Source organism: Rhodococcus globerulus (assembly GCF_019334125.1).
Taxonomy (GTDB): domain Bacteria; phylum Actinomycetota; class Actinomycetes; order Mycobacteriales; family Mycobacteriaceae; genus Rhodococcus_F; species Rhodococcus_F globerula.
Genome location: NZ_CP079698.1, coordinates 5618947 through 5631890, shown reverse-complemented (window position 1 = coordinate 5631890; position 12944 = coordinate 5618947). Strand labels below are relative to the sequence as shown.

The window sequence follows — 12944 nt, the reverse complement described above, 5'->3', positions numbered from 1 at the left end:
GCTGAGCGACGCAGCAACCCCTACTTTTCCCAGGAAAGAGCGTCGCACATGAGCATCGAGGTCTCGAACGAATCGGGCATGGACATCTCCGAACCGGAGTTGATCAGTGTCGCCCGTTTCGTGATCGCACGGATGGATGTCCATCCGGCGGCCGAGCTGTCGATGGTTCTCGTCGACTCCGCGACGATGGCAGATCTGCACGTCCGGTGGATGGATCTTCCGGGTCCGACCGACGTCATGTCCTTCCCGATGGACGAACTGGAGCCAGGCGGACGCCCCGACTCCCCGGAACCCGGACCGTCGATGCTCGGCGACATCGTCCTGTGCCCGTCGTTTGCGGCCGATCAGGCAGACAAGGCCGGGCATTCACTGGCCCACGAGCTTGCGTTGCTGACGGTCCACGGGGTGCTGCACCTCCTCGGCTACGACCACGCGGAGCCGGAAGAGGAGAAGGAGATGTTCGGACTGCAGAACAGTCTCCTCGAAGAGTGGTACGAGGATTTGCGTCGGATCGAACGCGAGGCCGCGCTGGCGGAGCGAGATCAGAAACTGCTCGGCAAGACCGGGTTCGTCGACGGCGCAGACCGATAATCGAACAGCCGGGGGATCTGTAGTGAGTAGCGCAATCGCGCTGTTGGTACTAGCCGTTGCTCTGGTCCCGGTCGGTGGACTCTTCGCCGCCGTGGATTCGGCGCTCAACACAATATCGTCGGCACGCATCGACGAGATGGCAAAAGAGGAGCGAGCAGGCGCTGAGCGCGTGCAACGCATTCTGACCGATCGTCCGCGATACGTGAATCTTATGGTGTTGCTTCGCATTTTGTGCGAGATCACCGCAACAGTCGTGTTGGCAGGCGCACTCATCGATGTGATGTCGATGGGCTGGGCTCTGACGACCACGGCGGCTGTCATGGTGCTGGTCTCGTACGTGGTGATCGGTGTCGGGCCGAGGACACTCGGTCGTCAACATGCGTACTCGATCGCTCTGACGGCGTCGTTGCCGCTGTTGTGGATCGGTGTTCTTCTCGGCCCGATCAGCCGCATTCTCATTCTTCTGGGTAATGCGCTGACGCCGGGTAAAGGTTTCCGGAACGGGCCGTTCGCGTCGGAAATCGAACTGCGTGAACTGGTCGACATGGCACAGGCTCGCGGCGTCGTGGACGACGAAGAGCGTCGCATGATCCAGTCCGTGTTCGATCTCGGCGACACGTCCGCCCGCGAGGTCATGGTGCCGCGCACCGACATGGTGTGGATCGAGAACGACAAGAGCGCCGGACAGGCAACATCGTTGGCAGTGCGCAGCGGACACTCGCGCCTACCGGTGATCGGTGAGAACGTCGACGACGTTCTTGGTGTCGTGTACCTGAAAGACCTGGTGAAACAGACCTATCACCTGCCCGACGGCGGCCGCAGCGTCAATGTCTGTGAGGTGATGCGTCCGGCGGTATTCGTTCCGGATTCCAAGCCACTCGACAGCCTGCTCGCCGAAATGCAGCGCGACCGCAACCACATGGCGATCCTCGTCGACGAGTACGGCGGAATTGCCGGGCTCGCGACCATCGAGGACGTCATCGAGGAAATCGTCGGCGAGATCGCGGACGAGTACGACGAAGACGAGACACCACCCGTCGAAGATCTTGGTGACGGGATGTTCCGCGTCTCGGCGCGCCTGCCCATCGAGGACCTCGGCGAACTGTTCGATCTGGAACTCGAGAACGACGAAGTCGAGACCGTCGGCGGTTTGATCGGTTACGTGCTCGGCCGGGTGCCGCTACCCGGATCCGAGGTGGAGTACGACGGTTTGATCCTGCGCGGTGAGGGAACGAACACCGGCCGTGGACGTGTGCGCATCAGCACGGTTTTTGTGCAGCGTGCGCCTCGCTCGGAAGACGATGCGGCAGAAGACAACGATGACTGAGCGAGACGTTCTACGAGGAGTAGGTATGAGTAAGAAGGAATTCCGGTCGGGGTTCGTGTGTTTCGTCGGCCGGCCCAATACGGGTAAGTCCACGTTGACCAATGCGTTGGTCGGCAGCAAGATCGCCATCACGTCCTCGCGTCCGCAGACGACGCGCCACACGATCCGCGGCATCGTGCACCGCGAGAATTCCCAGCTGATCCTGGTGGACACCCCGGGTTTGCACAAGCCGCGCACCCTGCTGGGCCAGCGCCTCAACGACCTGGTTCGCGATACGTACTCCGAGGTCGACGTCATTTGCCTATGCATTCCGGCTGACGAGCCCATCGGCCCCGGCGACCGCTGGATTGTGCAGCAGGTCCGCCAGATGGCGCCGAAGACGACGTTGGTCGGCATCGTCACCAAGATCGACAAGGTCAGCCGCGACGCCGTCGGCAAGCAGTTGCTAGCACTGTCCACCCTGCTCGGACCCGAGTGCGAAGTTGTGCCTGTGTCCGCCCAGTCGGGTGAGCAGGTCGAGATACTGGTCGACGTGCTGTCCGGTCTGATGGACGAGGGTCCGGCCTTCTACCCCGACGGTGAATTGACGGATGAGCCCGAAGAGGTGCTCATGGCCGAACTCATCCGTGAGGCCGCGCTCGAGGGTCTGGGCGAGGAATTGCCGCACTCTCTCGCCGTCGTGATCGAAGAGGTCATTCCGCGTGAAGGACGCACCGAGAAGCAGGGCGAGATGCTCGACGTCCACGCTTTGCTCTATGTCGAGCGGCCCAGCCAGAAGGGCATCGTCATCGGCAAGGGCGGAGCGCGCCTACGGGAAGTCGGCACCAGCGCGCGTCTGCAGATCGAGAAGCTCCTCGGTGTGCGGATCTTCCTGGAGTTGCACGTCAAGGTTGCCAAGGACTGGCAGCGCGACCCCAAGCAGTTGGGCCGGCTCGGGTTCTAGGGCGCAGCCCCTTTGAGTACCAACAGGATCGACGACGCAACATCCGCGTTGTCGATACCTGTTGCCAGGCGGCGCAGTTGTAGGCCCACGATCATCGCGACGAGGTAGGACGCGACGGATTCCGGATCAGGTGCCCCGAGCGCGGTCAGGACTGCGACTCCCAAAGAGTCGTACGCCGCAAAACACTCCGCGGCTATCTGGTGAAGTTCGTGATCGCGGCCTGCGGCGACGAACATCTCGAACGGTGCGATCCGCTCGACCACAAAAGCGATGTCCTGCGCGATGCTCTCCGTGGCGGCCGCCGCATCCTCCGCGCTCAAATCCTGGTCGCGGTACTGCTCGACGAGCTCGAGTATGCGGGCAGTCTCCTCGGCCGCAAACCGGGACAGTGCGGCCCGGAGCATGTCCGACTGGCTCGGAAAGTGATACGTGACGGAACCCAGTGACACCCCGGCGTCGGATGCAATGCGACGGTTACTCACACCGGAGATACCTTCGGTGGCAACGATGTGAAGTACCGCGTCGAGGATGCTTGTTCGGATGTCTACTGCGGCCATTTGGGCTCACCACCACTGTTGAGGACGACTCTGATCCCAGCGGAGCACCGACTCCAATTGCGAGGCGAGCGAAACCAGCAACGGCTCAGTGCTCTCGCTACCCATCAATTGTGCTCCGATCGGCAGTCCGGCGCTGCTGAATCCCGCGGGGATATTGATCGAGGGCCACCCGAGGACATTCCATGGCCAGGCATACGGGCACGCCGCAGTCATCACCTTGTCGGTTTCCCAGCCGCCGATACCGTCGATAGCGGTGACCGGGATCGGCGGAGTTGCCGTGGTTGGCGCAAGGACGACGTCGTACTTGTCGAAGATTGCGCCGATGCGCCTGCGCATTCTCGGCTCGGCCGCCCGAGCGGCACGCAACGGTGCCCCGCGAAGTAGCTTGCCGCTCTGTGCATTTCCGCGAGTTCTCGGGTCTGCGAGCGCCGGGTCGGGGAGGCGCCCGAGCCAATCGTGTACCCCGACGAGTGAGCGTGGCAGGAAGTTGAGGCCGAAGATCAGTCCGTAGGCGGGATCGTCCACGACGACGCGATGGCCGAGGCTGCGCAGCGTGTCGGCGACGGCATATACAGCCCTTCGCACTTCGGGATCGAGTGTGACCGGTGTAGCGGTGAACGGATTACGCAGGGAGAGAGCAATGTTCAGCCTTCCGGGATCGCGGCCGACCGCGTCGCTGACCGTGAGTGGCGTCGGCGTGTGTAGGTCGCCGTCATGGTTTCCGGCTGCTACGTCGAGGAGAAGGGCTGCGTCGGCGACCGTGCGGGCAAGCGGTCCGTTGACGGTCAGGCCGTAGAACGCTTCGGCGTCGGGCCACGTGGAGATGCGGCCACGCTGCGGTTTGATGCCGACCAGATTGGTCCAGGCCGCCGGTATCCGGATCGACCCGGCTCCGTCGGAACCGATTCCGGCGCTGACCAATCCGGCCGCAACCGCGGCTGCGGTACCGCCGGACGAACCGCCGGGAGTGTGCTCACGTGACCATGGATTGCGGGTGTATCCGAAGGCGCTACCGCTGGTGAGCGGCCACTGGCCTAGTTCAGGGCTGTTGGTCTTGCCGACGATGACAGCGCCGGCGGCGCGTAACCGTCGAACCATCTCGGAATCTTCCGTCTTGACGGGGAAGTCGCCGGGGCAACCGAATGCGGTGGGCTCGCCGGTGATGTCGACATCGTCCTTGACCGCGATGGGTACGCCCAGGAGCGGGAGTCGCTCACCGCGGGCAAGCCGGCGGTCTGCGTCGGCGGCTTCCTCGAGTGCTTTCTGGCGGCGAACGATCTTGAATGCATTGAGAGTCGACTGCGCTGCGTCGATGCGGTCGAGTGTCTCGGTCGTGGCCGTTACGGACGACGTGGCGCCCGACGTCAGACCGGCTACCTGATCGATCAAGGTAGGGGCATCGCGCAGTTCCGTATGCGGTCTCGGCGGCATTGAACTCCTTTATTCGGAACTTATCGAGCGACCGATCAGCAACGCGTTTCAGTATCGACGACGGTCGGTGGCGCGTCAAGATTCCGTCAAGACGGTTGTCCGCTGTGTAAACGGATCGTCAGAGAGCGTCAAAGCCGGCATTTTCAGGTCGAAGCTGGGAGAGCGCTCCTGGTGCGTCATGGCTGCGATGAACTGCAGCACGGTTTTTGATGTCGAAGAGGGAAGCTCATGGCCGACTTGGCCTACGTTGCTCTGATTCTTGGTGGTTTTCTCGTGTGCGCACTGGTTCTTCGCGCCTTACAAGCGAGCGCTCCCAAATGACGGTCGCCGGTGTTGTCAGCGTCGTGCTGATTGCCGTGGCCGCGGCTCTGGTTGTTTATCTCCTTGTTGCGCTCGTAGATCCTGAGAGGTTCTGATGTCGCCCGCTCTGGCAGCCGGACTGCAGATTGCGTTTGTTCTGATTGTGTTGGCGATCGCGTACGTTCCGGTCGGCGATTACATGGCTCGGGTGTACACCTCGACCCGTGATCTGCGGGTGGAGAGCGTCATCTACCGAGTCGGCCGGATCGATTCACGGGCTGAGCAGACGTGGTACGGCTACGCCGCCAGTGTGCTGGGATTCTCGCTCGCGAGTGCGTTGCTGCTCTACTTCCTTCAGCGGATACAGGGTGTATTGCCGCTCAGTGACGGGCTGTCAGGGGTGAGCCCGGCGGTGGCGTTCAATACGGCGATTTCCTTTGTGGCCAATACGAACTGGCAGTCATACACTCCGGAAACGACGATGAGCAATGTCGTTCAGCCGTTGGGTTTGGCTGTTCAGAACTTCGTATCGGCAGCTGTAGGTATGGCGGTGGCGATTGCGCTCGTTCGCGGCTTCGTCCGAGTAGCGAGGGGCGGTGAGATCGGGAACTTCTGGGTAGACCTCACGCGAGGATGCCTTCGTATCCTGTTGCCGTTCTCGTTTGTGATCGCACTGATCCTGTTGAGTCAGGGCGTGATTCAGTCGTTCCACAGCGGATTTGCGTCGACGGGTCTCGACGGAAATGCCGTCACCAATGCCCTCGCACCGGTGGCGTCGCAGGAAGCGATCAAGGAACTCGGAACCAACGGCGGCGGAATCCTTGCTGCTAACTCCGCCCATCCGTTCGAGAATCCGACGCCGCTCAGCAACATCGTCGAGATTCTGGCGATACTGCTGATTCCGGTGTGTCTGACAAGGACTTTCGGAACGATGGTCAGTGACCGCCGTCAAGGGCTGACGCTGCTCGCTGTGATGGGTCTGTTGTGGAGCGGATTGCTGGCCGTCACATTGGCCGCTGAATCCGGTGCCCGCGGTGTCGCCGCAAGCGCAGCAGGTTCGATGATGGAAGGTAAGGAAGTTCGCTTCGGGATTCCCGGATCGGCATTGTTCGCGGTGAGCACCACCGGAACATCCACCGGCGCAGTCAACTCCGCACACGACAGTATGTCTCCCTTGGGCGGCGGTGCGGTCCTACTCAACATGCTGCTCGGAGAAATCGCTCCCGGCGGAGTCGGAACCGGTCTGTACGGCATCTTGGTCCTCGCGCTGATCGCGGTGTTTGTCGGCGGACTCCTGGTTGGCCGCACGCCCGAGTACCTCGGTAAGAAACTCGGCCGACGTGAAATCACCCTGGCAGCGCTCTCGATTCTGGTGATGCCTGCGCTGGTGTTGATCGGCACCGGCATCACAGTGATTCTCGGGTCGACCTTGGGATATCAAGGAAACGGCGGAGATCCGGGTTCGCCGGGGTCCATCCACGGCTTCAGTGAAGTGCTGTACGCCTTCGCGTCGGCGTCGAACAACAACGGCAGCGCATTCGGCGGTTTGACCGTCACGAGCGACTGGTTCCAGTCCTCGCTCGGTATCGCCATGCTGTTCGGCCGCTTCCTGCCCATCATCTTTGTGCTCGCATTGGCCGGATCATTGGCGTCGCAGAAGAAGGTGGCGCCCACCGTCGGTACCCTGCCCACGTCGGGGCCGATGTTCACCGGACTCCTCACCGGCACCGTTGTGTTGGTTGCCGCACTCACATTCTTCCCGGCCCTCGCACTGGGCCCTATCGCGGAGGCGCTCCAATGACCATGAATACCGAAGCGACCCTCAATACCGAAGAAAAACCTGTGGCGGTGGACAGCGTCGACGGCGCCGTCCATTCCCACCACGTCAAGGCCGGCGCGTTCAACCCGCGGCAGATGATCACTGCACTACCGGGCGCCGTACGCAAGCTCGACCCGCGGCATCTCGCCCGCAATCCGGTGATGTTCGTAGTGTTTGTCGGCTCCGTCATCACGACGGTCATGGCGATTGCCGAACCGTCCGTCTTCTCCTGGGTGATCACACTGTGGCTCTGGTTCACGGTGATCTTTGCCAACCTCGCCGAATCCGTGGCCGAGGGGCGCGGTAAGGCGCAGGCCGCCAGTCTGCGAAAGGTGAAGCAGGACACTACTGCCCATCGCATCACGCAGAGTGGTGCCATCGAGATGGTGTCCGGTACCGACCTCGTTGTCGGCGACCGGGTGATCGTGGTGGCGGGTGAGGTCATACCGGGCGACGGCGATGTCGTCGAAGGCATCGCGTCCGTCGACGAGTCCGCCATCACCGGCGAATCCGCGCCGGTGGTCCGCGAATCGGGCGGTGACCGGTGCGCCGTCACCGGTGGTACGACGGTACTCTCCGACCGCATCGTCGTGGAGATCACGGCGGCACCCGGCCAGTCGTTTGTGGACCGGATGATTGCGTTGGTCGAGGGCGCTTCGCGTCAGAAGACACCGAACGAGATTGCGCTCAACATCCTGCTTGCGTCGCTCACGGTGATCTTCCTGCTCGCGGTCGTTGCAATCGGTCCGATGGGGTTGTACGCCGGCCACGAGCAGGATCCGATCAAATTGATCGCCCTTCTGGTGTGCCTGATCCCGACTACGATCGGCGCACTGCTGTCCGCTATCGGCATCGCCGGGATGGATCGTCTGGTGCAGCGCAACGTGCTTGCGATGTCGGGACGCGCCGTCGAAGCTGCCGGGGATATCGACACACTGTTGATGGACAAGACCGGAACCATCACCTTCGGTAATCGCCGGGCCACGGCGCTGCATCCCGCTCCGGGTGTCTCGGCGCTCGAACTTGCTGCCGCAGCGCGGTTGTCGAGCCTTGCGGACGGAACTCCCGAGGGGCGCAGCATTGTCGAACTGTGCGCCGCACAGTTCGGCCTGGGAACCGAACCGACAGCGGACGAGAACCGGGCAGAGTTCGTTCCGTTCACAGCGCAGACGCGTATGAGTGGACTGGACCTGCCTGGTCGCGAGATCCGCAAAGGCGCGGCCGATGCCGTCCTGGGCTGGATTGCGCGAAACGGCGGAACAGTCGATGTTGCCGTCACCGATTCCGTGGGCGAGATAGCCCAGGCGGGCGGTACACCACTTGTTGTGGCTGTGGCAGAGGGTGAGAAAGCGTCGGTTCTGGGCGTCATCGCACTCTCGGACGTCGTCAAGCCCGGTATGGCAGAGCGGTTTGCGGAACTGCGCGCCATGGGAATCCGCACGATCATGATCACCGGAGACAATCCGTTGACCGCCAAGGCCATTGCGGACGAAGCTGGTGTGGACGACTTCATGGCGGAAGCGACGCCGGAAGACAAGCTTGCCCTGATCCGAAAGGAACAGGAGGGTGGTCGCCTCGTGGCGATGACCGGCGACGGTACCAATGACGCTCCCGCACTGGCGCAATCGGACGTCGGCGTCGCGATGAACACCGGTACCTCGGCGGCCAAAGAGGCCGGGAACATGGTGGATCTTGATTCCGATCCCACCAAGTTGATCGAGATCGTCGAGATCGGCAAGCAGTTGCTCATCACTCGCGGCGCGTTGACCACGTTCTCGCTGGCAAACGACCTCGCGAAGTACTTTGCGATTCTGCCGGCTCTGTTCAGTGGTATCTACCCGCAGTTGGATGCGCTGAACATCATGCGACTGGCCACTCCCGAGTCGGCAATCGTCTCGGCCGTGATCTTCAATGCGCTCGTCATCATCGCGCTGATTCCACTGTCCCTGAAGGGCGTTCGATACCGGCCGTCGACGGCGTCGGCGCTGCTCGGCCGAAATCTGCTGGTGTACGGACTCGGCGGTGTGATCACGCCGTTCGTCGGTATCTGGCTGATCGATCTTGTTGTTCGTTTGATTCCCGGGATTGGGTGACCTGTCATGCGTTTCACTATCGGTTTTGCCAAACAGGTATGGGCGGGCCTTCTGGTGCTGCTGTCGCTCACCGTGATTCTCGGCGTGATCTATCCCGCCGCGGTCTGGGGAGTCGGCCGGATCAGTTCCGGTTCCGCTGAAGGGTCACCAGTGACCGATGCGGCCGGGTGCGTAGTCGGAAGTGCTTGGGTAGGCGTCGATCCGCAGGTGCCGGAGGGAGCGCGCGACCCGTTCTTCCACAACCGGGTTGTGGGTTCGGTTGCGGACGAGGACCCCTTTGCAACGGGTGATCCCGCCGCTGCGTTGCCCTTGAACCAGGGGCCTAGCAGTGAGATTCTTGCCGACTTCATCGCCGAGCGTCGGGCCGCCATCGCGGATCGCGAGGGTGTAGACCCGTCGTCCGTCCCCGTCGACGCCGTCACCGGTTCGGGCTCGGGCATCGATCCGCACATCAGCCCGGCTTACGCGCTGCTGCAGGTGCCCCGGGTTGCCTCGACCAACGGGATATCCGAAGACGCGGTACGGGAATTGGTGAGCGAGCACACCGACGGGCGGCAGTTGGGCTTCCTCGGTGAGGAGCGCGTCAACGTCCTCGAACTGAATCTTGCTCTCGGATTGACGGCGCCTACGTGTGCCACGTCGACTGCTGGTGGATGATTGTCACGTGAGTTCTTCTGAGAAGGTCGGTACGCGCAAACGAGGTGAACTGCGCATCTACCTCGGCGCAGCGCCAGGCGTCGGAAAGACCTTTGCGATGCTCGGTGAGGCTCATCGCCGCCGGGCCCGTGGAACTGATGTGGTCGCGGCCGTTGTGGAATCACACGGCCGCGCCCGCACCGCCGAGCAGATCGGCGACCTCGAGATCATCGCGCCCAAGCTGGTCGAATATCGGGGCACACGGATGCCGGAACTTGATGTCGAGGCGGTGCTGGCTCGTCGCCCCGCCTTGGTGTTGGTGGACGAATTGGCGCACACCAACACACCGGGAAGTAAGAATCACAAGCGGTGGCAGGACGTGCAGGAGTTGTTGGACGCCGGAATCGACGTCCTCTCGACCGTCAACGTGCAACACCTCGAAAGCCTCAACGACGTAGTCGCGCACATCACGGGGGTCACACAGCAGGAAACGGTTCCGGATGAAATTGTGCGCGGTGCGGCGCAGGTCGAGTTGGTCGACATCACTCCGGAAGCATTGCGACGCAGACTGTCCCACGGAAACGTCTATGCCCCCGAACGAGTCGACGCGGCCCTCGGAAACTACTTCCGGCGCGGAAACCTCACCGCGCTACGCGAGTTGGCGCTTCTGTGGGTAGCCGATCAGGTGGATGCGGCGCTGGCGAAGTACCGGGCCGAGAACAAGATCACCGACACCTGGGAAGCGCGCGAACGCGTTGTCGTTGCGGTGACCGGGGGACCGGAGTCGGAAACCCTGGTACGACGCGCTTCTCGGATCGCCTCCAAGTCGAGTGCCGAACTCATGGTGGTGCACGTCGTTCGCGGCGACGGCCTCACCGGTGTCTCGGCACCGGAGATGGGAAAGGTGCGCGCACTGGCAACCGGGGTGGGCGCAACACTGCACACCGTGGTCGGCGACGACGTACCGTCGACGCTCCTCGAGTTCGCGCGTGAGGAGAACGCCACGCAGTTGGTCTTGGGGACGTCGCGGCGGTCGCGGTTGGCCCGAATTCTCGACGAGGGGATCGGCGCGGCGGTCGTTCAGCAGTCCGGCGGCATCGACGTGCACATGGTCACCCACGAGGAAGCGACCGTCCGCCGTCGGATCTCTTTGTTCGGCCGATCCGAGCGACGCCTGCTGTCGTGGATTGCGGCAGTGGTGGTTCCGACGGCCGCAGCCGGACTCATGGGTTTGATCGACCGGATCTCCGGTGTGCAGGGCGAAAACGCGTTGTTCTTCGTGGTGGTGGTTCTGGTCGCGCTACTCGGTGGTGTTGGGCCGGCCATGGTGTCTGCTCTGATATCGGGACTACTGCTCAATTACTTCTTCACCGACCCCAAATACAGCTTCACGATTGCCGAACCCGACAACTTCATCACGACGGTCGTTCTGCTGATAGTGGCTGTGGCAGTGGCTGTTCTGGTGGATGCGGCCGCCAAAAAAGCGCGGGAAGCGAAGCGCGCTTCGGAGGAAGCGGAACTTCTGACACTGTTTGCGGGGTCGGTTCTCCGCGGCGCTGACCTGTCCACGCTGCTCGAGAAAGCTCGCGAAATCTACCGTCAACGTGGGGTTTCGGTGGTGCATCATGAGGACGGCGTAGTCGCTGCGGTGGGCGCCGAACCGCCGGCACGTGAGGCTGACGCGGATACCGTGTGCGAGGTCAACGACGGCGAATACGCGCTACTGCTATCGGGGCCGGAGCTGAGTGCGCGTGATCGACGGGTGCTGACCGTTGTTGCGCACCAGGCGGTCGGCATGATCCGTCAGGACAAGCTCACGGTCGAAGCGAGCAAAGCGGCAGCACTGACCGAGGCCGATCAACTGCGCCGAGCGTTGCTTTCGGCTGTGAGCCATGACCTTCGGACACCTCTTGCCGGCGTCAAGGCTGCTGTGTCGAGCTTGCGCAGCGACGACATCGAGTTCTCACCCGAGGACACGGCAGAACTACTGGCCACCATCGAGGAGTCTGCGGATCAGTTGACCGCTCTGGTCGGCAACCTGCTTGATTCGTCCAGACTGGCTGCGGGAGTGGTCAAGCCGACGTTGCGGGCGGTATACCTCGACGAAGTTGTTCACCGGGCGCTGCTCGGATTGGGCATCGGCGGCAGGTCGGACTCCCGATCCCACAGTGTGATCGTCGACGTGGGTACTGTTGCCGTGCAAGCCGATCAGGGTTTGCTCGAGAGAGTGATTGCCAACCTCGTGGACAACGCTTTGCGGTACGGCGGCAGAACTCCGGTGCGGGTGGGAGCAGCACGCGTCGGAGACCGTACCGTCATCACCGTCGCAGATACCGGCCCCGGTGTACCCCGCGGCGAAGCCGAATCGATGTTCCAGCCGTTTCAGCGAATGGGGGATCGCGACAACACGGGCGGCGTCGGGCTCGGACTGTCCGTGGTTCGCGGATTTGTCGACGCGATGGGCGGAACGGTCAGTGCCACCGACACTCCGGGCGGTGGGTTGACGATGATGGTCGAACTGGCCGGTGCAGGAACGAATGGAAGCGAGTCATGAGCCGGATACTGGTTGTCGACGACGAACCGCAGATCTTGCGGGCACTACGCATCAACCTCACTGTGCGTGGATACGACGTGGTGACGGCGTCCACCGGTGCAGGGGCGCTGCGCGCTGCAGCGGAACGGCCGCCGGACGTGGTGATTCTCGACCTCGGTCTGCCGGACATGGACGGCACCGAAGTGCTTGCCGGACTGCGTGGCTGGTGTACCGCGCCGGTCATCGTGTTGTCGGCACGCACCGACTCGGCAGACAAGGTCGAAGCGTTGGATGCCGGTGCGGACGATTACGTCACCAAGCCGTTCGGGATGGACGAATTCCTGGCGAGGGTGCGCGCGGCGGCGCGACGAGGAGTATCGGCAACCGACACGTCGGAACCGTCGGTGGAGACGGCCTCGTTCACCGTCGATTTGTCGGCGAAGACGGTCAGTCGGCGCGGCGAGCAGGTACATCTGACGCCCACCGAGTGGGGAATGCTCGAGATGCTGGTGCGCAACCGCGGAAAGTTGGTCGGGCAGAAGGAACTTCTCCGTGAGGTGTGGGGACCGGCCTACGACACCGAGACCCACTACCTGCGGGTCTATCTGGCTCAACTGCGTCGCAAACTCGAAGACGACCCGGCTCACCCCAAGCACCTGATCACGGAAGCGGGGATGGGTTACCGCTTCGTGGTGTGAGAGCTCGGTGGTGTGA

General features: G+C 62.7%; 11 protein-coding genes. 9 read left to right on the top strand and 2 right to left on the bottom strand.

Going from position 1 to position 12944, the window contains the following annotated elements; genetic code table 11:
* Positions 1-48 precede the first annotated feature (48 nt).
* From ybeY to era, 3 genes are read left to right on the top strand one after another with little or no spacing between them, the layout of a single operon-like run.
* Positions 49-591: an rRNA maturation RNase YbeY gene (ybeY, locus tag KYT97_RS25750; protein ID WP_033232989.1), complete on the top strand. Its 543-nt coding sequence runs from the start codon at positions 49-51 to the stop codon at positions 589-591.
* Between the two features lie 22 nt (positions 592-613).
* A complete protein-coding gene (locus tag KYT97_RS25745; RefSeq protein WP_116102885.1) occupies positions 614-1918 on the top strand; it encodes a hemolysin family protein in 1305 nt (434 codons plus the stop codon).
* A 25-nt stretch (positions 1919-1943) separates the two neighbouring features.
* Positions 1944-2861: a GTPase Era gene (era, locus tag KYT97_RS25740; protein ID WP_033232991.1), complete on the top strand. Its 918-nt coding sequence runs from the start codon at positions 1944-1946 to the stop codon at positions 2859-2861.
* Here the strand turns inward: era and KYT97_RS25735 are convergent.
* Both KYT97_RS25735 and KYT97_RS25730 read right to left on the bottom strand, forming a co-directional pair.
* Positions 2858-3418 (bottom strand): TetR/AcrR family transcriptional regulator, encoded by a 561-nt coding sequence (locus KYT97_RS25735; protein ID WP_033232993.1) that lies wholly within the window; start codon positions 3416-3418, stop codon positions 2858-2860. The two genes, era and KYT97_RS25735, sit on opposite strands and share 4 nt — an antisense overlap.
* A gap of 6 nt (positions 3419-3424) precedes the next feature.
* The gene (locus KYT97_RS25730; protein WP_033232995.1) at positions 3425-4849 is read right to left on the bottom strand and encodes an amidase; all 1425 of its coding nucleotides are present in this window, start codon (positions 4847-4849) and stop codon (positions 3425-3427) included.
* Between the two features lie 317 nt (positions 4850-5166).
* On the opposite strand from KYT97_RS25730, the gene kdpF reads away from it, so the two are divergent.
* From kdpF to KYT97_RS25700, 6 genes are all read left to right on the top strand, one after another.
* Positions 5167-5265 carry a K(+)-transporting ATPase subunit F gene (kdpF, locus tag KYT97_RS25725; RefSeq protein ID WP_033232997.1) on the top strand — a complete coding sequence of 33 codons (99 nt, stop codon included), beginning with the start codon at positions 5167-5169 and terminating at the stop codon, positions 5263-5265.
* Entirely contained in the window at positions 5265-6950 is a 1686-nt protein-coding gene (gene kdpA, locus KYT97_RS25720; protein WP_219110982.1) for a potassium-transporting ATPase subunit KdpA, read from the top strand. Before kdpF ends, kdpA begins: the two co-directional genes overlap by 1 nt.
* A gap of 113 nt (positions 6951-7063) precedes the next feature.
* Positions 7064-9061, top strand: a complete 1998-nt coding sequence (kdpB, locus tag KYT97_RS25715; RefSeq protein WP_245006183.1) for a potassium-transporting ATPase subunit KdpB — start codon at positions 7064-7066, stop codon at positions 9059-9061.
* A gap of 6 nt (positions 9062-9067) precedes the next feature.
* Positions 9068-9718, top strand: a complete 651-nt coding sequence (locus KYT97_RS25710; protein WP_045067001.1) for a potassium-transporting ATPase subunit C — start codon at positions 9068-9070, stop codon at positions 9716-9718.
* Between the two features lie 7 nt (positions 9719-9725).
* On the top strand, positions 9726-12251 hold the full coding sequence (locus tag KYT97_RS25705; protein WP_095885924.1) for a sensor histidine kinase: 2526 nt from the start codon (positions 9726-9728) through the stop codon (positions 12249-12251).
* Positions 12248-12928 carry a response regulator gene (locus tag KYT97_RS25700; RefSeq protein ID WP_033233006.1) on the top strand — a complete coding sequence of 227 codons (681 nt, stop codon included), beginning with the start codon at positions 12248-12250 and terminating at the stop codon, positions 12926-12928. Before KYT97_RS25705 ends, KYT97_RS25700 begins: the two co-directional genes overlap by 4 nt.
* Positions 12929-12944 lie beyond the last annotated feature (16 nt).